We start from the raw sequence: 22,575 nt of genomic DNA, 5'->3' as shown, positions 1-22,575 counted from the left end.
ATCTACTTGTGCCGTTTCTTTGTAGGTGAGCACGGAGCCAACCCGCTACCAGTCGTTCACAGACTAATCCTGAGAAACTTTTTACAGCAAATCCCATTACAACTATTCCATCACTTTTATGAAAGTCCTTACTTCTTTACTACTGCCAATCCTGTGCTTATTGGCTGTTACCGTTACCCCGTCATCCGCCCAGACCACAGCCAAAAATGATGATTCGCGCCTGTACGAGATGCGTGTCTACTACTGCGAGCCTGGTCGCCTGGATGCCCTGCTTAACCGCTTCCGCAACCACACTACCAAAATTTTTGAAAAGCACGGTATGACCAACGCCGGTTACTGGGTACCCATTGATAACACAGACAACAAACTGATCTATATCCTTTCGTACCCTAACATGGAAGCCCGCAATGCCTCCTGGAAAGCCTTCGGCTCTGATCCCGAGTGGAAGCGAGTAGCGAGTGAGTCCGAGAAAGACGGGAAGATCGTGAAGAAGGTAGATCAGATATTCATGAAAACAGCTGACTTCTCGCCTGCTATCAACATCAATTCAGTAGATCCGAAGGGGCGGGTATTTGAGCTGCGTACCTACACAGCCAACCCCGGCAAAATGGATGATCTGCTGGCTCGTTTCCGTGATCATACGGTGAAGCTGTTTAACAAGCACGGCATGACCAACATAGGGTACTGGATACCTCAAGATAAGGAGAATACCCTGATTTATATCCTGGCGCACCCTAGTGAAGAGGCCGGTAAAAAAGCGTTTGACAACTTCCGTAACGACCACACCTGGGTTAAAGCCCGCGATAACTCGGAGCGCAACGGCAAGCTAACCGAAAAGGTAGAATCGGTATACATGAAACCTGCCGACTTCTCTACAATCCGGTAGATACTTAACTTATTCTGTTTTCGTTAGCAATAATCCCTGACTGATATATCAGTCAGGGATTATTGCTAACTTGCATTTAAATGTAAACTGTACACTTATTTACAAATGCGTTCTTTAACCAGAATTATTTATCTGCTGCTGCTTACGTGCCCCCTGTTCGTTTCAGCGCAGTCAGAACAAGGCAACTACACCGCCATTTCTCTGAAAGATCTTAGTGCTTTTGGACAAACGGGATCTAACTGGTCGGTCAAAGGAGGGGTAACTATTCATCCTGACAATGCTTCGTCTGTCAAAACTCAGTCCGGTAGTGGTGTACTGGTAGGAACCCCCGGTTCGCCACTTACTACGCAGGTCAAAGCCCAGGACCTGCAGCTACGACTGGAGTTTATGCTTTCGCCGGGTGCGGAGGGTTATGTACACCTTCCGGGTGGCCAGCGGGTACGCCTGGCTGACAGCCGCCAACAGCCTACTCCTAATGCCCAGTCGTCCGGCTTTATCAGCCAGTTTCCTGCCCAGAATGCCGCCAAGGCACCGGGTCTGTGGCAAACGCTGGAACTAGCCTACGACGCCTCTGTACCTACTCAGGCCGGCTCTGCTTTGCTGAACAATTTAGCCCTGAACGGAGTGACAGTACAGCAGAGTGTGTACCTACCTCTATCCAAATCCATCGCTGAGCCGCAGGCGCTTGGCCTGGAAGTAACCAAGGGCACCATAGCCTTCCGTAACATCGGGTACCAGCTTCTGGGTGATCGTAAGCCCCTGGCTCTGCAGAATATGTCGTACAAGCTGTACAACGATTCGTGGAATAACCCTAAGCCGGTAAAAGTAGTACGCGAAGAAAAAACCAATACCCTGACCCAGGAGATCGGCACAGGTATGCGTGAGTTTCATGCTATATATGAGGGTGAAATGAACGTGGAGGAATCGGGGATCTATATATTTACGGTAGCCTATACCGGTCCGATCCTGACGCTGGACATTGATGGCAAGCAGGTAATTGCACCGGGTGAGAGTACTTCGCAGGATCTGCACTCAGGCTCGATCCAGCTCAACAAAGGCGCACACAAGTTCCGGCTACATTACTCCCGCTTCCCCTGGCGCCCGGCCGCTCTGGGTCTGCGCGTCGAAACAGCCGGTGTACGTCCCTATGACCTGCATCCCCTTTCGTCACTACCGGTACCGGCGCCTAAGCCATACATGGGCGTAGCCGCCGAGGGACGTCCCGAGATGATTCGCTCATTCGTTCAACTCGAAGATGAGAAGTACAAGCGTACTCACTGTGTATCGGTAGGAAGCCCGGCCGGCTGGCACTACACCATGGACCTTAACCGCGGTGCCCTGCTGCAGGCCTGGCGTGGCCAGTTTGCCAATGTGACCGAGATGTGGTACGAGCGGGGTGAACCCCAGCTACTCTTTACCGCCGGACTCACTGTACCCGTATCGGGCAAAAGCAGCATCGCCATTCTGAAGAAAGATAATACGGCCTGGCCCGACTCAGCAGATATCAACTTCCTGGGCTACCGACTGGATGCCCAAGGCTTCCCGATGATGCGATATGCCGCAGGCTCGGCTACCGTAAATGACTACCTAGTACCCGGTACTGACGGACTGGTACGTACCATTAATGTAGACGGCACGCCCAATGGAGGTACCCTGTATACACTGGCTGGTGCCGGTAAGCAAATAGAGATGGTCGAAAAAGGTCTCTATAAAATAGATAACCACTACTACGTGCGTCTGGACAAGCGATCCAAAGCGGTACTTCGTACGTCGGGTGGGCAGCAGGAGTTGCTGCTACCGGTGAATGGTTCTACCAGCTACACCATGTTCTGGTAACCTATCCTCTTAATACTCCACGTTTTGGATCATATACTCCTAGTGAAAATGAAAAATATAGTATTATCAGCCATTCTGGCCGTAGGTAGTGTAGCGGCCTTGCAGGCGCAGACAGCCCGTCCCGTCACCGAGGACGACTACTACCGCATTATTACCATGCCCATTCCTGAAAACATTGAACTGGAGATAGGGGGAATGTCGGTGCTACCGGATGGTCGCCTGGCTACCTCTACCCGTCGGGGTGAAGTATGGATGATCAGCAACCCGTACATGAAGGGCAACGGACGTCCGTCGTTCAATCGTTTTGCACATGGTCTTCACGAGCCCTTGGGACTCCACTACCGCGGTGACCACTTCCTGGTGACGCAGCGGGGTGAGGTAACCAAGCTGGTCGACACCAACAATGACGGTATAGCCGACATTTACGACAGCTTTGCCAAATGGCCCCTGTCGGGCAACTACCACCAGTACTCGTACGGCCCCGTACCTATGCCCAACGGCGATATGGTTATTACCCTCAACCTCGACTGGATCGGGCACGGTGCCAGCCAGTCGAAGTGGCGGGGATGGATGCTCAAGCTGGGTGAAGATGGCAGCCTTACTCCCTGGGCTACAGGTATGCGCTCTCCGGCCGGATTTGGTTCTTTCAAAGGCGACATTTTCTATACCGAAAACCAAGGTGACTGGGTAGGTTCAGGTCGTATGACCCATGTGGATAAAGGTGATTTTGTGGGTAACCCGGCCGGTCTGCGCTGGAGCGACTTGCCTGGCTCACCCGTAAAACTGAAGCCTAAGGACATACCCGATACAGGTGAGCCTCTTTACGAAGTAGCCAAGAAAGTACCTGGTCTGAAGGCTCCGGCGGTATGGTTCCCGCATACGCTGATGGGTATCTCTACCTCCGATTTCAAGGAAGATACTACCCGCGGAGCATTTGGTCCGTTTGAGGGACAGATGTTTGTAGGTGACCAGGGTCACAGCAAGATCATGCGGGTGGATATGGAAAAGGTCAATGGTGTATGGCAGGGAGCTTGTTTCCCCTTCCGTGAAGGCTTTATGTCCGGTATCATCCGGATGGTATGGGGACTGGATGGCTCTATGTTTGTAGGACAGACCAGCCGCGGCTGGTCCGCTACGGGTACTGCTCCCTTTGGTATCCAGCGTCTGGTATGGACAGGTAAGACTCCGTTCGAAATGAAGTCGATCCGATCGACACCCGATGGCTTCGAAGTTACCTTTACCATGCCGGTAGACAAAGCCACCGCTACTGATCCGGCCTCATACCAGCTCAACAGCTTTAACTACAAGTACCACCACATCTATGGTAGTCCGATTATCAATGCTAAGCAGATGGCCATAAAAGGTATTCTGCTCTCGGACGATGGCCTGCGGGCTCGCCTGGTGGTAGATAGCGACAGCCTGCGTAAAGGGTATATCCACGAGTTAAAAGCCGAAGGCGTAAAGTCAAAGGATGGTCTTTCGCTTCTCCACAACTTTGGCTACTATACGCTGAATGAAATTGCTTCCGGAGAGAAAGCGGTACTGCCTGTCATGACTGCCAGTGCCAGCACTGGGGCCCACGCCGGACATACCATGCCTGCCGCTAAGACCAGTACCGCTGCACCAGCTGCTACAGCCAGCGCCGGCTCCGCTGCCAAGCATATGACCGAAATGCCTGCCGACTGGACCAATGGTCCAGACCAGGTAATTACATTAGGTACGAAGCCGGGGCTGAAATTTGAAGTGCAGGAGGTACGGGTTAAGGCCGGAAGCCGGGTAAAGTGGGTGTTCAATAATGACGATGACATGCTGCACAACTGCGTGATTACCAAGCCAGGTACTGCCAATCAGGTAGGAGAAGCGGCTCTAAACCTGGGGCTTAAAGGCCCAGAAATGCAGTATGTACCGGTATCGGACAACGTTCTGTTCCATACCAATATCCTGCAGCCTGAAACCAGCGAAGCCATTTACTTTGTAGCTCCCAAGCAAGCCGGTGATTACACCTACGTGTGTACTTTCCCCGGCCACTATATCGTGATGCAAGGTAAGCTCAAGGTTGTAAAATAAGTATGCCTGTCTCTACTCTACCTGCGGTGTGAGCAACTAGCACCACAGGTAGAGTAGAACTAACGCTCTCCTCCTCCTCCACAACCTTCTATTTATCAACCTGCTACCTATTATTCATGTAACTTCTTTTACATAAATGCCGGTATTCAGGCCCGCCTGCCCCTACTCTGTTTTTCTCAGATTCCCTCCCTTTTTTCTTCTACCCATGGCCTGATTTTTTTGACCTGGTGTGAGTTGTTTCACCAAACCAACTCATCACAATATTATGATCACATCAGAAATAGGTATGTCTGGCACTCAGGACCAGAGTACGATTGAACCTGTCGCCAGTGGTTCGTCCCGTGTTAATGTAGGCGATACTGAGCGTATCATATCTACCACAGCGGGAGCTTTGCTTACCTACTATGGCTTACGTAAGCCTAGTCTGGGACGCCTTCTTCTTGCTACGATTGGCGGAGCACTCCTTTACCGTGGTACTTCCGGCTATTGCCCTGTAAACAATGTCATTGGCCGTGACACATCTGAAGGTGCCAGTCTGGATTCGATTGAACTTTCCAGCAGCGTCACCATCAATAAGCCACGTTCAGAAGTGTATCGGTATTGGCGTCAGCTTGAAAACCTGCCCAAGTTCATGCACCACCTGGAAAAGGTCACTCAGATCGACTCTAAGCGCTCTCACTGGATCGCTCCGGTACCCGGAGGTATTACGAAGCTGGAATGGGATGCCGAAATAGTCGAAGACCGCGAGAATGAGTGCATCGTATGGCGCTCGGTACCGGGTACCGCTGTAGATAATGCAGGTGAAGTTCAGTTCAAAGAATCCATTGATGGTAAAGGCACCGAAGTACACGCTGTTATCCGCTATCAGCCACCGGCAGGCTACGTAGGTGACACGTTGAGTAAGCTTTTCAACCCTGCATTCAAGAAGATGGTTAAGCAGGACATGCGTCGCTTTAAGCACCTGATGGAGACAGGAGAGGAATTTGTTGTCCCTGATCCAACTGCTAAGCACCGAGGAGTAGATCCCAACAGTGTACAGGAGCAGAATGCTCCCCACACTCCCTTACATACATTGTAGGACTATATAATTTCGGTGGTAACGCCTCCGAAATTACAGCCATTATATGTGTCGTACCATCTTTGGTGCGACACACTTTTATTATACTGGTATGGCACATTAATACATATATTCGGCAGGTAACGGTAAATGATTACCTTTCCGTCAGCCTTTTTACAACTACATGGAACAAAGTATACTGATAAAAACAGAAGCCTACGTAAACGGCCAGTGGGTAAGCGCCTCCGGTGGTAAAACCTTTGAGGTGACTAACCCGGCCACGGGTGAAGTAGTAGCGACTGTACCAGATATGAGCGTTGAAGATGTTCGCCGTGCTGTTGACGCGGCCGAAGCAGCCTGGCCTGCCTATCGGGACTTGACCGCCAAGGAGCGATCCGCCATCATGCGGAGATGGTTTGACCTCATGATAGAGCACAAGGAAGAACTGGCCCGTATCATGACCATTGAGTCCGGCAAGGTCATAACTGAGAGCCTGGGCGAGGTTAATTACGGTGCATCTTTTGTTGAATGGTTTGCTGAGGAGGCCAAGCGTACCTACGGTGATGTTATACCTCCGCCTACCAAAGACCGCCGACTGGTAGTTATCAAGCAATCCATCGGGGTAGTAGCGGCCATCACTCCCTGGAATTTCCCCCTTGCGATGATTACCCGCAAAGTAGGCCCCGCCCTGGCCGCAGGAAGCCCGGTATTGATCAAGCCCCCATCAGAAACTCCCCTGACCGGACTAGCCATCGCAGCTCTGGCTGAGCAGGCTGGTTTTCCACCCGGCGTCTACAATACGATTACAACTACCGACAGCAAAGGCGTTGGGAAAGAGTTCTGCGAGAATCCAAAGATTCGTAAGCTTTCCTTTACCGGCTCCACGCCCGTAGGCAAGGTACTGATGAGCCAGTGTTCTTCTACCCTGAAAAAGCTATCGCTGGAGCTGGGTGGTAACGCTCCCTTCATTGTCTTTGACGATGCGGATGTGGATGCGGCCGTACAGGGTGCTATCGTTTCCAAGTTCCGCCACAACGGTCAGACCTGCGTGTGCGTCAACCGCATACTGGTACAGGACCAGGTATACGATGAGTTTGTGGAGAAGTTCTCAAAGGCCGTAAGTGAGCTAAAAATAGGTAATGGCTTAGATAAAAGTGTACAGCTTGGTCCCCTGATCAGTGAGAAAGCCATTACCAAAGTCACCGAACATGTTGAGGATGCTATTTCAAAAGGAGCTAAGGTAGCCTACGGCGGTGAACGGATGGAAGGACTATTCTACCAGCCAACGGTACTAGCCAACGCTACCGAGGATATGATCATTGCCAGGGAAGAGGTATTTGGTCCGGTAGCGCCTATCTTCCGCTTCAGCAGTGAGGAGGAGGCCATACAGATGGCCAATGATACTGAGTATGGTCTGGCATCATACTTTTACAGTAAAGACATAAACCGATGTTGGCGGGTAGCCGAAGCCCTGGAGTACGGCATGGTAGGTATCAACGAAGGGTTAATCTCTACCGAAGTAGCTCCCTTTGGTGGTATTAAAGAGTCAGGTTTTGGCCGCGAAGGCTCCAAGTACGGTATGGATTACTTTATGGAGATCAAGTACCTATGCTTTGGGGGAGTAGATAAACAATAATGGAACCAGCAATGAGCAAAGCAGAATTTGTCCCTAACGATAAGGGATCATTTGTCATCATGGAAAATGATGAACGAGTAGCCGAAATGGTCATAGGCATAGTAGGTGAAGAAATGTCCGTCTACCACACAGCCGTAGTCGAGAGGCTACAGGGCCAGGGACTGGCCAAGCAGCTCCTTGATGGGATGGCCCAGTATGCCCGTGACAACAACCTGATGGTGACTACCTACTGTCCGTTCGTACAGGGCCAGTTCAAGAAGCAGGAGGAACAGTATACTGATATCTGGAAGCGTGATAAGCCTCAGTTGAAGGCAATGTAAGCGCCCCGGATGTACTACCTCACCCAGACTTTTTGAACTTCAGCCTAGGGTCGTAGTTACCTTCACTCGTCCCTGGGCTACTTTGTATATTTTGTAATAAGCTTAGCTAGTTTAAGCTCAATATCGCTAGTAACCATTCCTCCGTGGTAGCAGATTATCCTATCTATTTCCAGCTCCCGTAGCTTTTTTACTGAATTTACAGCTTCGTGCAGGTCAAGGGTAAAATGAGGATTAGCTATCTCCAGTTCTCCTTCTTCCACTACTACCGCATCGGCGGCTATGAGCGTCCTGCTTTCCTGTAAATAGATAGAAATGTGACCCGGCATATGACCGGGCGTAGGAATGACCTGTATTCCGTTCAGAAAGGGAGGCTCCTCATCTTCTGAGAATGCATAATGTACCGCTACGGGCTTCATGTTTTTGAGCATTTCCTGAAAGTACTTGGCTCCCGGTTTGTGCTCCTCAGGTAGCGAATCATACATAGCTTCGGCCTGTACCAGTCGCAAAGATTTTTCTTTTCCACTAACGTAAGGTTCATCCAACTTTGAAGTATAGACCTTCACCGATGGATAAGCTGCTTTGATCTCGGCCAGGGCTCCCATATGATCTATATCATGGTGAGTGATAAGTATACCTGTATGGTCACGCAGAGATAGCCCATGTACCTGAGCGGCCTTCTCGATCAAAGGCATAAAGCCCTCGTAACCGCAGTCCACCAGAATAGTGTCCCGTTGATCGCGTAGTATGACCGGATAAAGGCTGTCCTCCCGGCCATTGAAGCTAAAGGATACTTTCAGTATATAAATTTCCATTTTGATGAGATGAGCTACCTGATTATTGACTACAATTCAAACTGGTAGAGAATGCAGATGTGATTCTGTAAATATTAAGTAACCGGCAGCAGGTAGTTGTATTTCTAACATAGAAATAAGATTCTATACCGTTAGATAAAAAAAAATGCAAATCACCATTATTAGTTCGAACTTGATAGAACTTTTGATCTGCACATACAACAGATAATTTACAAATTTTACCTGAGTTTAATAATTAGTAAAATCAGGCACATATGCAATTAACTCCTGTAGCATTATCAACTAATTATAATAAATACACTTGCCAAAAATAAAATTTACGATTTAAATAATTGATAAAGCATATATCTTATCTAAGCAAAAAATCACAGGTAAATAGAACCAAAAAGGCAGCAATAAATAAATATCAGTAAAATTTCCATATATTAACCTTACACACCTATTGAGAATAGCTGTCTGGCATAACTTACCCTTTGGAGGTGGAGCGAGAGCTCTGTATTATCACCTGAATGGCCTTTTGGAAAGGGGGCATCATATAGAAATTTGGTCACCTGATCCTTTGATTAATGGGTTTCTTGTACTTCCAAAGTTTGTAAAAATACATCATGTACCATTAAATAGAATGCATCGCATTCCAATCAAGGATAGAGTTAAATCTGTACTTTTTGAAAAGGATGTGAATATTAGGGAGATGGAAATTCACTGTCAGCAGTGTGCCCATGAAATAAATAATGGCGGCTTCGATGTATTATTTGCGAATAGCTGTTTTTTCTACGCAGCGCCATTTATAAGTCGCTTTGTTAATATCCCCCGTGTACTATATCTAGGCGAACCCTACCGCTTTTTTTTCGAGGCTCATCCATATAGTTTCTGGGAAGCTCCAGAAATTCTTGGTCAACATACTATCCTGACTAAAAAATATTGGTGGGAATGGCTCAAAGATATATGGAAGACCAGAGCAGCACGAGTACAGCTACACGAAGAACGAATTAATATTGAATCCGTAGATACACTTCTTGTAAACTCTTACTTCTCCAGCGACAGCTGTGCCCGAGCCTATAACAGAATGGGTGAAGTCTGCTATCTGGGAGTGGATACTTCTACTTTTAAGCCATTACCAGACCGACAAACCGGTAACTATGTAATTGGGCTGGGGAGCTTGTTATTCCACAAAAATGCAGAAATAGCCATAAGGGCAATCGCACAAATCGAAGAAAATCGTCCTCGATTGGTATGGGTAAGCAACTATAAAAATGATAACTACTATAACTACGTACTTGCACTAGCCCAAAGTCTGCATGTGGATTTGCAGGTCAGGGAAATGATTAGTGACAGAGAGTTAGTGCGCTTACTAAATAATGCTATTTGCCTGGTGTATGCCTCCAAACTCGAGCCCTTTGGGTTGGCTCCACTAGAGGCTAACGCTTGCATGACTCCTGTAGTAGGACTTAACCAGGCAGGAATCCGTGAGACAATTCTTGATGGAGAGACCGGTTTTTTATGTCTGACAGAAGAAGAAATAGCAGACAAGATTATGTATTTTATAAATAACCCTACTGAAAGAGATAGAATGGGGCAAACGGCTTATGAAAATGTAAAACTAAACTGGACACTGGAGGATGCTACACTTCGCCTGGAGAAGGCTTTGCTAAGAGCAGTCCGATCTGGATCTAAATCAAGTACTCCTACTCCGACAGTACTATGCTGAAAGTAGTTCCGTGCCAGTCACAGAGGCATAGGTTATCTCTGAAAAACAGGTTCTAATCAGGTAGTCATTACTCCTTACTCACTCCACTACGCCTTATAACTAATATCAGATCCGACAGCTTTATCAGCGGGCTTACTTTTATCTTCTGACAGCGACAGGTACTTTTTCCGGCCCAGGGTCAGAAAATACAGCAGCACCAGGATAGCCGGAAAGGTCAGTACAATCAAACGGGGATTATCCACATCAAACAGAAAGCGTAGCGTATTGTACAGCACGACCAGGAAGAGGGCAATCATCAGCAGGTTGGTGTTCTTCAGGCTATTGACATTGTACGTCCTGCTATCTCCCTCCTTAACAGTAAAGGTCAGGGTTGGGCTATAGCACCAGTCCAGCCGGGCGTAGATCGTATGCTGCCCCGGCGTTACCTTTACCTGGATCGTATCTTCGTTGGAGATGGCTCCTACTTTTTTATCATCCACGTAGATACCATATGCCATAAACCTGTTGATGGACTCATCGTTTCGTCTTATCCTGATTGTAGCCGTGCCTGCCATGCCTATCAAACGAAAAAAGTATAGTAAGGTTACTTCTATTTAACCAAAAACAATCTAAAGTATTGTAACAATCTCCTGATCCCTATTTATCTTAAAGACTGGGAGGAGGGGCACTACTCAACCGCGCCTCCCGGCTCTTCGCCCAGCTCTAGCTGATCTTCAACGTACTTCTTGTATACTTTGCCAATCCGAAAGGTATGGGAGCCGAGCTGCAGGCTGTCCTGTGCCAGAGAGGTGATGTGCGAGGTATTAATAATGTGCGAACGGCTGATGCGTAGAAACCGGGGCCGGGGCAGCCGCTCCTCCGCCTCTTTCATTGACATACGCACCAGGTGGATCTTGTGTAGCGTGTGAATCTTGACGTAGTTCTCGAGGCTCTCGAGGTACCGGATCTCAAGATACGGAATACGCTGTTTTTCACCGTCAATGCTACAGCTCAGGTACCCTGTATCCTCTAATGGTACCTGCTCCTGTAACGGCTGTGGATGCGCCGCACCTGGTCTTTCCTTTAGGTACCTGAAGATGACGTACACTCCCAGCCCCAGGAGGGTATACAGCCAGAAGTTAATAATCTGGGGAAATGGATTCCGGGCGCCAAATCCATAACGCAGAATAACGTACATATTAAAAGAACTCACTACAAGCGCCAGCGAGGTGTAGAGAAAGTACATCTGCTTCTTACCTGATAGGTATAATCCGCTAAAAAGTACCCGGTTGTGAAAAACGATCCAGCCATACAACAGCACCAGAAACAGGTAGGGAGAGGTCTGCTGGAAGCCATCCCGCTGCTGAAAATGGTAGTAGTCGGCCACAAAATGTACCGCCCATAGCGCAGCTATACCTACCAGATGCAGGATCTTGGGATTTTCAAACCAGGCTCTGACTCTCATGGGCTATTCCATTTACGATCCGGGTACGCGAGGCGGCCCTGTGACAATACTACTTCGTCACAGGCAAAGGTACTTAGTCAATAATGGCTTGGCATCCATTAATTTACTCCCAATTATTGCATCCACACCTCATAAAACCAAACCAGTGTGCCCTTTATCTATGATCCACCAGATAAACATTTTTATCCACGTGCTGGCCGGAACCACAGCTCTGCTAGTAGGTGGAGCCGCCCTTATTACTCCTAAGTACCTACCCCGGCACGCCCGGCTGGGCCGCCTCTTTCTGTACCTGCTGACTACCGTAGTAACGACGGGCTTTGTAGGCTGGTTGTTTTTCCGCTCCAATAACTTCCTTCTGATGCTCACCCTGCTGTCGGGCTACGTGGGCTACGCCGGGTGGAGAACCGTCCGGTTAAAGGAGAAAAAAGCTTCGCTCATCGATGCAATTGTGGCCATCATAGCCCTGACGCTGGGGGTATTGTTCATGCTGGAACTTAAAAAGCAGGATGGAAACTGGAGTCCGGTAGTGATCTACTCTACCCTAGGCGCTCTGGCAATCGTAACGTTATATGATCTGGTAAAATACTTCTGGCTCTATCCCCGCCTGAAAAAATGGTGGATCTACGAGCATATTTACAAGATGATTTCTGCCTTCAGCGCCACGCTTGCCGCCTTTACGGGTACTGTGCTACCCAACTACAAGCCATACAGCCAGATACTGCCCAGTACCTTCTCCATGCTCCTCATCATAGTATTGATTGCGCAGCAGGCCCGAAAACAGAGGAAGAAGCAGCGGACGCTTACACATCAGATGGACTGAGTCCCTTTCTTCATGCCGATAGCCCGGCTATGCGGGCTATCGGCATGACTAGTACCTATCAGGATGCGACCGGATTATATCCCTCCACAAAAATGGGTTCTCCGTTTTGGGTTCCTTCCAGGGCTGCCACATAAGCTTCGGCGGTTTTGGCCGCATCCGGCCAGATCGAAGCGTCCATCCCCAGTTTAACGGCGGTTTCGGCCACCCAGGGTGGATGTACGACCAGGACCCTTCGTCCCTCAGTTATATCCAGCGCGGCTGCTTTTGCAAAACCCTCAAGACCGGCATTGACCATGGCAATCATTGATGTTTGAGGTGCGGGCTTATAAGCCAGAAAACCTCCCGTAATGATAGCGACTCCGTTAGGGCGCAACTTAGGCAAACCCCGACGCACCAGATTGACCTGTCCGAGCAACTTACTGGTTACGCTCAGTTGCATATCATCCTCGGTCAGTTGGTCCAGCGGTGCAAAGGCTGCACTCCCCGCAGCACTTATAATAGCATCCACCTCCCCTACCTGATCAAAGAAAAGATCAATAGTGGAAGGCTCCGCTATATCAATACTAGGCTGGCTAGAGCGGGAGACCTCTATCACCTCATGTCCTTTTTCCTTCAGGAGCTGGACGATGGCTCCTCCGATGGTGCCAGTAGCACCTACTACCACTACTTTCATATAGTTATTTATTAAAGTCAGACAATATTAATGTGGAAATAAGATTCCTACCTTCTCTCTCAAAATCAGTACCGTGCTCCGGCGGTACTATCCAGAGGAAAAATCTCATCAATTTCAGCTACTTCTTCTGAACTTAGGGTAATATCTACCGCCTGTACATTCTCCTCCAGGTACTTCCGGCGCTTGGTACCGGGTATGGGTACCAGATCATCTCCTTTGGCCAGTACCCACGCCAGTGCCAGTTGCGAAGGAGTACATCCTTTGTCCCCGGCCAACTGCTGCAGCCGGTTTACAATGTCCAGATTCTTCTGGAAGTTTTCGCCCGTGAACCGTGGATTGCTCTTACGGAAATCTCCCTCTTCAAAATCATCCGGACTCTTGATGGCTCCGGTCAGGAACCCTCTGCCCAGCGGACTATATGGAACAAATCCGATGCCTAGCCGCCGCACCGTTTCCAGCACACCGTCCGTCTCGACATCTCTGGTCCACAATGAGTACTCGGTTTGTACTGCCGTCAGGGGATGTACCTTGTGCGCCCTCTCAATCAGATCAGGGCTGGCCTCCGAGATACCCACGTAGCGGATCTTTCCTTCTTTGACCAGGTCAGCCATAGCCCCGATGGTATCCTCGATAGGTACATTGGGATCCATGCGGTGCTGGTAGTAGAGGTCGATGGTGTCGATGCCCAACCGTCGCAGACTACCTTCGGCAGACTTACGAACCGTTTCCGGACTACCGTCGATCTTTCTACCCTGAGCACTTAGCTGTACCCCAAATTTGGTAGCGATGATGATACCCTCCCTTTTACCTTTGATAGTCTTTCCCAAGAGCTCTTCATTGGTATAGGGGCCATATAGTTCGGCCGTATCCAAAAAGTTGACTCCCAGCTCCAGAGCCCGGTGTATGGTAGCTACTGACTCCTCATCATTCCGATCCCCGTAGAATGCACTCATACCCATCAGCCCCAATCCTATCTGAGACACTTCTGGTCCATTGTTACCTAACTTTTTCTTTTTCATCTGTTTACCTGCTCAAATTACCAATCGTTATGAATTATTTTTCAGGATCTTCAGCAGCTTGTCTGACGAAGCAGATCGCCGACCTGTTTTCAGTCAATCGCCGATACTTTTCCTCAGAAGGCTTCCGCTTAGCTCACAGAGTTAACTACCTGATATACTTATGAAATGTTTATCCGGATAAGCATCCGATGTACCTACCTCTGTACCTATGCTGGCTCAAATGGTATATGTGCAGAATACCTCCACCACCGGAGCCAGACTGGCTGTAACTGAACTCCATGATGTACTTAATAGATAAGATGCAGGCAGGGTTTTGCCAGGATAAATAGAAGGGAGTGACCATTTTTAGCTGGAGTCAGGCTCAAGTACTACCACCAGAATAAGTAGCGGCAGAGGTTTTAGCACATATCAAAGCCCCATATATAGTATCGGGTAAGGTTTACCCGTACCATCTAGCTCCGAGCGCCCTACTACTCTAAAGCCCATGTGCTCATAGAAGCCTACGGCCTGCCTGTTTTGCTCGTTGACATCTACTTTTGTGATAGACAGGTTATGAATAGCGTAAAGGAGCAGCGCCTTGCCTATGCCCTTGCCTCTTGTCTCCGGCCTCAGAAAGAGCATCTCGACTTTATAGTCCGCAGTACCCAGGAAGCCCTCTATCCGGCCCTGCTCATTCCTGATGCAGTATAAGTCGACGGCCTGCAGGTACTCGTTCCGAATAAGCGGCCGGAAGTACTGGATATCCTCCTCCGTCAGAAAATCGTGGGTAGCCCGCACCGACGCCTCCCATACCTCTACGATCTCTTCGTAGTCATCGGGTCCAACTTGTTCGACCTGATTATGAGTAGTAGTTGTCATAGGGCCTGGCTGTCATTCATATTTTATAAGCTTTTGTATCCTGCCACAAACTGCCGGTCAATACCGAGGTAGATGAGGGTAATGATCAGAGCGGCAACGACACCAGCCACCCCGACAATACTCCCTATCAGTACATTATTGTTGATGACAAAAAGCAGAGTTAAGGGCCCGCCGGCATTGATCATACCGTGTAAAGCAGCCGGTGCATAGATGGTCCTGACCTTTACACGTACAATGGCATGCAGCAGGGAAAGACCGATACAAAACAGGATCATCATCAGACTACCGGCTACGGGCTGCCCGGGGTAGTTGTGTCCCATAAGGATTATGGGCAAATGCCAGATTCCCCATACAGTACCTATGAGCAGATTTGACTTCCAGAAGCCCATGGACTGGGTTTCTTTCAGGAACAAGCCGCGCCAGCCCAGTTCTTCACCCAGCGTAAAAGGCAGGTTGAACGTAAAGCCGGCAACTATGCCTCCCAGTAGCCCCGCTACAAATAGTACAGCCGGAGGCGGTAGTTTCACTTCTGAGATATCGCCACTGCCTTTCATGGACTCCGCTATCTTTCCGAGTATGTCGTCTTGTGAGAAGCTCACCTGTCCCATCCCCTCTACCCCTAGCAGGTTGCCTAGCAGGAGTATAATTCCGATTGTCAGCAGGACATATGCCAGGTAAAATACAATTGCGATCAGAAGATTTTTAGGCACTGTATTTTTCAGCGTCAGGCCGTATTCTTTCAGCCGCTGTTTGTATATGAACTTTTGGGTAATGACAGTAGCCAGTGCGGGAGCTGTCATATAAAATAGGGCAATGAACACGGTAGACTGCATAGTACCATACTCAACGCCCGACAGGTACATAATGAGCCCGACTGTCCAGCTAATCCCAAATGTCAAACTCAGAAACAGTTGTATTTTTTTTGTATTCATAGGAGGCACTCCTACTGCATCAGCAGCGTACATATTACTAAGCTTTGCTCACGGCTACCCGAAAGCAGAAAATAGACAGAATCAGGGTTAAGGGCGTAAATATCATTCTTTCGAGGCTATTATTCGAAAAAATATTACCAACGGTGTTAAGCAGAAAGAGCCCGAACATCATCCAGAACAGTATCCTGAGTAGAGTTGGATTGACGGAGATCCTGATGATACCGGCTCTGACACAGACGGCCGCAAGTATAAACAGATTGATAGCCATAGATACGGCTTCAAAAGCCAGCATCTGCGATTGGTCCTGTAGCCTGCCTCCCCATACGATCTGAAAGGGAATTACTCCAAGTACTACCAGGACATGGAATACTATAGTCAGTGAAATAATGGTCAGTAAACCATTCAGAGCGAATTGCTCAGAAATGAGGGTTTTCATGGTTGCTACTATCAGGATAGAAGGTGGAAAAGTGGAGCTACCGGTAGCTATCCGCCGCTAAAATATCAAAACTTTAACAGTATAGATGTTAACAAATATCACTCCTGACACTCTGTATGGCCTCTATACCATTAAGCTCCTCTTAATAGTTTTCCGTCCATTTAAATTTGTCCTGAATAATACGGTTCTTCTCCTGCTTCAGGTAATTCAGTAAAGAGTCAGCCACGGGCGACAGGTTCTTGTTCTTCATCCATACCAGTTGCCAGGTAGTACTGATCGGAAAGTCCCGGACCGGAATAATCTGCAGGTCCCGGTTGAGCAGCTCGTTTTTTAGCCCGATGATTGGCATGATGGAGCAACCCAGGCCCGCAACCACCGCCTGCTTCACAGCTTCGTTAGAAGTCAGCTCCAGCTTTTGCCGTACTTTGATGCCATTACTCTCAAAGAATTTTTCCATGGTACTGCGGGTACCGGAGCCTTTCTCGCGGTAAATCAGCGGCAGGTTTTCAAATATGCTCCAGTCATAGGGCTGGTCCTGGTACTGGGCTTCGGTATTGGCTACTACGCATAGCTTGTTGGGCATGAGCTCGACGTTCTGGAGCGGCAGGTTATCCGGTAGTACCGACACCAGCGAAAAATCCACCTCGTTGCGCTCCAGGCTCTCGATCACCCTTGACTTATTAGTCACGTCCATGACCAGTTCTACCCCCTCGTGCTGCTTCAGAAAGTCCGCCAGAAAGTAGGGCATCACGTACTTACCCGTTGACACTACTGACACCTTCAGGCGACCGGTGAGCTGCCCCTTGTAGGCCAGCGTCTTGTAGTTGATAGCGTGTACTTCGTTTAGGATCCTCTCCGCCGCCACGGCTATCTCCTGCCCAAAATCAGTGATATACAGCTTCCGCCCTACTACCTCCGTCAGGGGTATCTCAAATTGGTCCTGCAGGTTACGGAGCTGAATAGAGACGGCCGGTTGCGTAAGGTACAACTCTTCGGCAGCCTTGGTGATGCTTTGGGTTTGGGTGATCTTGAGGAAGACCTGTAGCTGATGTAACGTGTAATTCATAAATTTTATTTATAGTACCTATAGTAAATATAAATAAAAACTTATGATAAGTACTCACCAACTTTGCAGCAGTTCAATAAAACACTCTATACCAACTCGTAAGTAAACATGGCAACAATTACCGTAGCAAAGGGTGATGGCATCGGTCCCGAAATCATGGATGCCACTCTGGACATTATTCTGGCGGCTGGCGCTGACCTTCAGATCGAGGAGATTGAAGTAGGCGAAAAAGTATACCTGGCGGGCAACACTTCCGGTATCGCTAAGGAGTCGTGGGACACTATCCGTCGCAACAAGGTGTTTCTGAAGGCACCTATCACCACGCCGCAGGGTGGCGGCTACAAGAGCCTCAACGTAACTACGCGTAAGTTTTTGGGTCTGTACTCCAACGTACGCCCCTGTGCCAGTCTGCACCCCTTCGTACACACCAAGCACCCCGACATGGACATTGTGATTATCCGTGAAAATGAGGAGGACCTGTACGCCGGTATCGAGCACCAGCAGACCGACGAGGTGGTGCAGTGCCTGAAGCTCATCAGCCGCCCCGGCTGCGAGAAGATCGTCCGCTACGCCTTTGAATATGCACGGGCCTATAATCGGAAGAAGGTTACCTGCTTCACCAAGGACAACATCATGAAGCAGACCGACGGCCTGTTCCACCAGGTATTTGAAGAGATAGCCAAAGAGTACCCCGACATCGAGAACGAGCACTGGATCATTGATATCGGTGCCGCCAAAATGGCCGATACCCCTGAAAACTTTGATGTAATCGTAATGCCCAACCTGTATGGCGACGTGCTGTCGGATGTAGCGGCACAGATCGCCGGCTCGGTGGGGCTGGCGGGCTCGGCCAACATCGGTGAGGAATGTGCGATGTTTGAGGCCATTCATGGCTCGGCGCCGCGCCGTGCGGGTCAGAATATGGCCAATCCGTCGGGGCTTCTGCAAGGGGCAGTCCTGATGCTCAACCACCTGGGCCAAAACGAAGTAGCCGAGAAAGTACAAAACGCCTGGATCAAGACAATCGAGGATGGCATCCATACCTACGATGTATACAAAGAGGGTATCAGTAAGGAGCGCGTAGGAACGAAGGAGTTTGCGCAGGCGGTGATTGCTAACTTAGGTCATAAGCCTACTACCCTGAAACCTGTATCATACGCCAATGCCACGGCCCTGAAGCTCCCCAAGTACCAGCGCAAGGCTCCCGCCCGCAAGGAACTGGTAGGAGTAGATGTGTTTGTACAGTGGCCCGGCCTGAACCCCGACGAACTGGCCCAGAAACTGACCGGTATTCAGCCGCAGCAGGTAGAGCTTAGCATGATTACCAACCGGGGCATCAAAGTATGGCCCGATGGCTTTGAGGAAACATTCTGCACTGACCACTGGCGCTGCCGCTTCAAGCCTGTCAACGGCTATACCATGACCAAGCAGCACATCATAGAGCTACTATCTACAGCCGAGGGGCATCATGTAGATACCATCAAAACTGAGAACCTATATGCCTTCGACGGTAAGCAGGCTTTCTCAATGGGGCAGGGACAATAAAACAACAACAACTAACTACTACTATGCAGATTCAACTTATCAATGGACAGTTTGGTAGCGGGGAAGCTACCGAACTCATCCCCCGGATGACCAACGTCAAAATCAAGTATCACGAAGAGAAAATCCGGAAAGATAGTAGTGAAGAAGACATCAAAATGCGCGAAGCGCGCATCCGGGAGCTCCAGAAGGAACTCTATGAGGTCCGGAAGTATATTGAGCATCAGGACAAGCCCCTGAAACTAACCAGCGAATTACAACTCATCTAACAACTGCCTGATCATGAACAACCTGCATTCTTTCAAACTCATTGATGGGGACTTCACTCCCAATGAAGCCGGCACTGTACTGCTGGACCTGATAAACAGCAAAATTAAGTACCACAACCTGGAGGTACTTAACTGCCACGAAACCGGACTGAGTGACGCCTTCCATTCTCTGAAACGCATCGAGGAACTGGAAGCAGTACGACAGTCAGTAAAGGAGCTTCTGCACTTCGCCAGCAACAACGGAATGTACCTAAAGGTAAAAGGAAGCATTGAAGTAGAGTTGGTATCGATACCTGTTCTGTCGGCTCTGAATCTGGAATAGGTGGCTTAGAAATGGGACTGGTTATAGTCTGCCTGCGGTGCATGGTGGCTACGGCCAGTCCCCTTGCTAGGAATCATCTGTTTTATGTTAGAGTACCTATCCGTGACCTATTGAGCCTTTCCCAGAAGTACCTGCTTATGGTCGTTGATGTATTGGGTAAATGTACCAGGCGATCTACCCGTCAGTACTTCCACCCACTGGGTTACGGGCGGCTCTTTCTGAAAGCGGGGCAGGTAGTGGAGCATAATCATGACCAGAATAAACGGTACCGGCATCCCCTCCCTTCTTTTAGTCCAGAAAAAGCGCAGCAATCCGGGTGACTCGTAGCGAATTGTTGTCTCTAACCCGCTGCTTAGCAGAGTAGCCATTTCGCCAAACGTGAGTTTATCAGCAGCAGTAAGGTCATAGGCCTGATAACGGTGCCTGTCCGGATCCATGAGAACTTTGGCGGCTACCGCACCTATATCACGCACATCTATGAGTGTGAATCTGGCCTTTCCCGCAGGCAGAAATACTCTCCTGTTGGTAACCAGTTCGCGATGCAGCGTGGTGGAAAAATTCTGCATGAAGTAAGCCGGCCGCAAAAAGGTATAGGGGATACCACTCCGAACTATCAGCTTTTCTATCTTGTGGTGGGGGATGATGCTACTGTTCTCAACTCCCTGCACCGACAGGAACACGATATGCTGTACGCTGGCTACTACGGCCGCCTGAATGAGCGGATCAAAATACTGCTCTACATCCGAAATCTGCGGAGGCCTTAACAAAAACAGGATATCACACGTCTGCAGGGCTGGGCCATACGTAAGGGGATCAGTAAAGTCGAATCGTTGTACGGTAAGATGACGATACTTATGCAGGACCGGTTGATCCTCCTCTGGGTTCCGGACTCCTGTATAAAGGTCCAGTTGGTGGTCCAGCCCATGCAGTGCCTCTATGACGGCTATTCCTACATTTCCGGTGGCGCCTGTGATCAATACTCTGGTCATATATTACTTACTAGCGGCTACAGCCATGAGGTTAGTCTTACTTCTAAAAGCTGATAAACTCATTGTCAGAATGCCCCATAAAGTTATCAAAAAGCCCATGTAGCTGACTATATGCTGATCGGCCATGTCAGCCGTAAAAGCGATGTCAATGGTCGAATGAAAAACGGTACATATGAGCACACTCCCCCGGGACGAATTGTACAGCCAGGTCAGTAAGATACTTCCTGTCAACAAACTAAGTACCCAGCCAACTGCCCCGGCCACATCCATAGAAGTGTAGCCAGGCCGGTACAGAAACAATGGCAAGTGCCAGAAGGCCCAAAACGCCGTTAGCACTAGGCTGGCTTTAAGAGTACCCATCCGGTCCTGAAGCCGGGGCAGGGCAAAGCCCCGCCATCCTACTTCTTCGCCATAACCAAAAAAGAAAAGATTGTACACAAACAAGGTCAGCAGGTTAAACTCCGGGAATTCCTTCGACCTGAGGAGTCCGCTCAGCTGTATAGTAGTTCCGTTAAGATAGTAGGCCATTACAGCCGCGATAGTAGCCAGTACAAATGGACTGAGCAAGGCAATAGTCAGGTACATTAAAGGCCGCACTCGTATACACTGAGCTAGCAGTTGCCTTACTCCCTCCTTCCGGGCATACAGCCACGTAGTCAGGAAAGCCGCCAGCAGGGGCCCCAATCCACCTAAGGCATGGTGATAGGGAACGATGGGTAACCCGGCCAGCCCCAAAGCAGGCCCATAGAGCGGCAGCCATATTACCCACGAAAGCAGGTACGCCAGTCCAAAATAAGTTAGTAGCTGCTTCATGTCCTGATATGTTAATGTGCAGGCTGTGTCATGTGGATCTGTTCCATACGACTAGTACGGCTGGAGGTAGCAACATTTTTAAGCAGTAGTACGGCACACCAGACAGAAAGAGCGGCAAAAGTGGGAATTATAAATACCACCGGTACAATGTTGTACCCGTTCAGGCCCATGGTTATGATCTTAGCCGTAAGTGCCGTCATCAGTATCGATAAGAAAACTATATAGACCGGTGTCAGCAGGTACCCCCACGGGTTCTTACGTAACAACAGAATACCCGATACAAAAGCCAGCGGTAGCAACAGCCCCAGATCAAGGCCCTGTACAATCAACGTTGTATAGTGCTCTAGTGACGGGGGATAAATACTGCCATCCAGCAAGGGAGGTACTACTATACTTAACCAGAGCATCGCAATGGAAAAAGCGCTGAAGATGAGGAAGCCCCCTGCTAACTTCACTGGTGTTCGTTCATGGAACTGTGCCGGAAGCTTCGGAACCTCAAATGATAATAAGGTTAGAGCCAGCGCAAAGAAAGACAGCCCTAGCAGGGATGCGTATACAAGGAATAATTGATTGAAGGTACCCATGGTTAAGAAAAACAAATATGTTACAAAGAAGTACCCCAAAGTACCTGCTAACAGGAAGCGACCTTTCAGAGAATTCTTTCCTGCCCAAATGAGCGAAAGTAGCAGCAGAGGCACCCCAATAAAGAGCGTAACATAATCGTGAGCAATACCTTGTATAGCCACCTCGGCTGACATATGCTGGTAGATCCCCTTCCCGTAAATGGTCACACTTTCACCACGGATTGATGGGTACTGGTAAGGCCCGGGGCCTTGGCTGGACACAATACCTGTAGTAGCGGCTATGACGGCGGCTATCGCTATACAAATAGCAAGAGCGGCAACGGTTTTTCTCTGGCTCATACGCTTGTGCTTTTATAGGTTGGCTATAACAGAATTATTCTACCACCAGCTACACCATGTAACTTTCAACAAAAGTGGTAGCTACTATGCACTATTACTATGACCCGCCCCCACTATCATCCTGACATTCATCACCTTCGACTCTTC

Annotated in this window: 23 protein-coding genes; 11 read left to right on the top strand and 12 right to left on the bottom strand. The window is 49.0% G+C overall.

Annotation, left to right across the window (positions count from 1 at the left end; all coding sequences use genetic code 11):
* Nucleotides 1-118 precede the first annotated feature (118 nt).
* From JUB14_RS03725 to JUB14_RS03700, 6 genes are all read left to right on the top strand, one after another.
* Nucleotides 119-886, top strand: a complete 768-nt coding sequence (locus JUB14_RS03725) for an NIPSNAP family protein (RefSeq protein WP_207504419.1) — start codon at nucleotides 119-121, stop codon at nucleotides 884-886.
* Between the two features lie 105 nt (nucleotides 887-991).
* Nucleotides 992-2,722, top strand: a complete 1,731-nt coding sequence (locus tag JUB14_RS03720) for a 3-keto-alpha-glucoside-1,2-lyase-like domain-containing protein (protein WP_207504418.1) — start codon at nucleotides 992-994, stop codon at nucleotides 2,720-2,722.
* A 48-nt stretch (nucleotides 2,723-2,770) separates the two neighbouring features.
* Complete coding sequence (locus JUB14_RS03715; RefSeq protein WP_207504417.1) at nucleotides 2,771-4,789, top strand: plastocyanin/azurin family copper-binding protein; 2,019 nt, start codon at nucleotides 2,771-2,773, stop codon at nucleotides 4,787-4,789.
* 265 nt (nucleotides 4,790-5,054) lie between these two features.
* On the top strand, nucleotides 5,055-5,867 hold the full coding sequence (locus JUB14_RS03710; RefSeq protein ID WP_207504416.1) for an SRPBCC family protein: 813 nt from the start codon (nucleotides 5,055-5,057) through the stop codon (nucleotides 5,865-5,867).
* A gap of 163 nt (nucleotides 5,868-6,030) precedes the next feature.
* Nucleotides 6,031-7,482 carry an NAD-dependent succinate-semialdehyde dehydrogenase gene (locus JUB14_RS03705; RefSeq protein ID WP_207504415.1) on the top strand — a complete coding sequence of 484 codons (1,452 nt, stop codon included), beginning with the start codon at nucleotides 6,031-6,033 and terminating at the stop codon, nucleotides 7,480-7,482.
* A gap of 11 nt (nucleotides 7,483-7,493) precedes the next feature.
* Nucleotides 7,494-7,802, top strand: coding sequence for a GNAT family N-acetyltransferase (locus JUB14_RS03700; protein WP_207504414.1), 309 nt, complete (start codon nucleotides 7,494-7,496; stop codon nucleotides 7,800-7,802).
* A gap of 77 nt (nucleotides 7,803-7,879) precedes the next feature.
* Here JUB14_RS03700 and JUB14_RS03695 read toward each other — a convergent pair whose 3' ends face one another.
* The gene (locus tag JUB14_RS03695) at nucleotides 7,880-8,614 is read right to left on the bottom strand and encodes an MBL fold metallo-hydrolase (RefSeq protein ID WP_207504413.1); all 735 of its coding nucleotides are present in this window, start codon (nucleotides 8,612-8,614) and stop codon (nucleotides 7,880-7,882) included.
* A gap of 442 nt (nucleotides 8,615-9,056) precedes the next feature.
* On the opposite strand from JUB14_RS03695, the gene JUB14_RS03690 reads away from it, so the two are divergent.
* Entirely contained in the window at nucleotides 9,057-10,322 is a 1,266-nt protein-coding gene (locus tag JUB14_RS03690) for a glycosyltransferase family 4 protein (RefSeq protein WP_207504412.1), read from the top strand.
* An 86-nt stretch (nucleotides 10,323-10,408) separates the two neighbouring features.
* Here JUB14_RS03690 and JUB14_RS03685 read toward each other — a convergent pair whose 3' ends face one another.
* Together JUB14_RS03685 and JUB14_RS03680 are read right to left on the bottom strand one after the other, a co-directional pair.
* The gene (locus JUB14_RS03685; protein WP_207504411.1) at nucleotides 10,409-10,876 is read right to left on the bottom strand and encodes a hypothetical protein; all 468 of its coding nucleotides are present in this window, start codon (nucleotides 10,874-10,876) and stop codon (nucleotides 10,409-10,411) included.
* Nucleotides 10,877-10,989: 113 nt separating this feature from the next.
* Nucleotides 10,990-11,766, bottom strand: a complete 777-nt coding sequence (locus tag JUB14_RS03680) for a LytR/AlgR family response regulator transcription factor (RefSeq protein ID WP_207504410.1) — start codon at nucleotides 11,764-11,766, stop codon at nucleotides 10,990-10,992.
* Between the two features lie 160 nt (nucleotides 11,767-11,926).
* On the opposite strand from JUB14_RS03680, the gene JUB14_RS03675 reads away from it, so the two are divergent.
* On the top strand, nucleotides 11,927-12,586 hold the full coding sequence (locus tag JUB14_RS03675) for a DUF2306 domain-containing protein (RefSeq protein WP_207504409.1): 660 nt from the start codon (nucleotides 11,927-11,929) through the stop codon (nucleotides 12,584-12,586).
* Nucleotides 12,587-12,644: 58 nt separating this feature from the next.
* On the opposite strand, the gene JUB14_RS03670 is transcribed toward JUB14_RS03675, so the two are convergent.
* The 6 genes from JUB14_RS03670 to JUB14_RS03645 form a co-directional block, all read right to left on the bottom strand.
* Entirely contained in the window at nucleotides 12,645-13,259 is a 615-nt protein-coding gene (locus tag JUB14_RS03670) for a short chain dehydrogenase (RefSeq protein ID WP_207504408.1), read from the bottom strand.
* Between the two features lie 65 nt (nucleotides 13,260-13,324).
* The gene (locus JUB14_RS03665; protein ID WP_207504407.1) at nucleotides 13,325-14,278 is read right to left on the bottom strand and encodes an aldo/keto reductase; all 954 of its coding nucleotides are present in this window, start codon (nucleotides 14,276-14,278) and stop codon (nucleotides 13,325-13,327) included.
* Nucleotides 14,279-14,686: 408 nt separating this feature from the next.
* Nucleotides 14,687-15,136: a GNAT family N-acetyltransferase gene (locus tag JUB14_RS03660; protein ID WP_207504406.1), complete on the bottom strand. Its 450-nt coding sequence runs from the start codon at nucleotides 15,134-15,136 to the stop codon at nucleotides 14,687-14,689.
* Between the two features lie 23 nt (nucleotides 15,137-15,159).
* The gene (locus tag JUB14_RS03655; protein ID WP_207504405.1) at nucleotides 15,160-16,068 is read right to left on the bottom strand and encodes a CPBP family intramembrane glutamic endopeptidase; all 909 of its coding nucleotides are present in this window, start codon (nucleotides 16,066-16,068) and stop codon (nucleotides 15,160-15,162) included.
* Between the two features lie 37 nt (nucleotides 16,069-16,105).
* Nucleotides 16,106-16,504 (bottom strand): hypothetical protein, encoded by a 399-nt coding sequence (locus JUB14_RS03650; RefSeq protein ID WP_207504404.1) that lies wholly within the window; start codon nucleotides 16,502-16,504, stop codon nucleotides 16,106-16,108.
* Nucleotides 16,505-16,646: 142 nt separating this feature from the next.
* Nucleotides 16,647-17,570 carry a LysR family transcriptional regulator gene (locus tag JUB14_RS03645; RefSeq protein WP_207504403.1) on the bottom strand — a complete coding sequence of 308 codons (924 nt, stop codon included), beginning with the start codon at nucleotides 17,568-17,570 and terminating at the stop codon, nucleotides 16,647-16,649.
* Nucleotides 17,571-17,678: 108 nt separating this feature from the next.
* Here JUB14_RS03645 and JUB14_RS03640 point away from each other — a divergent pair, with 108 nt between their 5' ends.
* Genes JUB14_RS03640 through JUB14_RS03630 form a run of 3 tightly spaced genes read left to right on the top strand, consistent with a single transcriptional unit; the run spans nucleotide 17,679 to nucleotide 19,703 of the window.
* Nucleotides 17,679-19,115, top strand: a complete 1,437-nt coding sequence (locus tag JUB14_RS03640) for an NADP-dependent isocitrate dehydrogenase (protein WP_207504402.1) — start codon at nucleotides 17,679-17,681, stop codon at nucleotides 19,113-19,115.
* A 23-nt stretch (nucleotides 19,116-19,138) separates the two neighbouring features.
* Nucleotides 19,139-19,381 carry a hypothetical protein gene (locus JUB14_RS03635; RefSeq protein ID WP_207504401.1) on the top strand — a complete coding sequence of 81 codons (243 nt, stop codon included), beginning with the start codon at nucleotides 19,139-19,141 and terminating at the stop codon, nucleotides 19,379-19,381.
* 13 nt (nucleotides 19,382-19,394) lie between these two features.
* Nucleotides 19,395-19,703 (top strand): hypothetical protein, encoded by a 309-nt coding sequence (locus JUB14_RS03630; RefSeq protein ID WP_207504400.1) that lies wholly within the window; start codon nucleotides 19,395-19,397, stop codon nucleotides 19,701-19,703.
* Between the two features lie 107 nt (nucleotides 19,704-19,810).
* Here JUB14_RS03630 and JUB14_RS03625 read toward each other — a convergent pair whose 3' ends face one another.
* From JUB14_RS03625 to JUB14_RS03615, 3 genes are read right to left on the bottom strand one after another with little or no spacing between them, the layout of a single operon-like run.
* Nucleotides 19,811-20,692 (bottom strand): NmrA family NAD(P)-binding protein, encoded by an 882-nt coding sequence (locus tag JUB14_RS03625; RefSeq protein WP_207504399.1) that lies wholly within the window; start codon nucleotides 20,690-20,692, stop codon nucleotides 19,811-19,813.
* 3 nt (nucleotides 20,693-20,695) lie between these two features.
* A complete protein-coding gene (locus JUB14_RS03620; RefSeq protein ID WP_207504398.1) occupies nucleotides 20,696-21,505 on the bottom strand; it encodes a CPBP family intramembrane glutamic endopeptidase in 810 nt (269 codons plus the stop codon).
* Nucleotides 21,506-21,516: 11 nt separating this feature from the next.
* Complete coding sequence (locus JUB14_RS03615) at nucleotides 21,517-22,428, bottom strand: hypothetical protein (RefSeq protein WP_207504397.1); 912 nt, start codon at nucleotides 22,426-22,428, stop codon at nucleotides 21,517-21,519.
* Nucleotides 22,429-22,575 lie beyond the last annotated feature (147 nt).

Source organism: Telluribacter humicola, from assembly GCF_017355935.1.
GTDB lineage: Bacteria > Bacteroidota > Bacteroidia > Cytophagales > Spirosomataceae > Telluribacter > Telluribacter humicola.
This window is presented reverse-complemented; position numbering and strand designations above follow the sequence as displayed.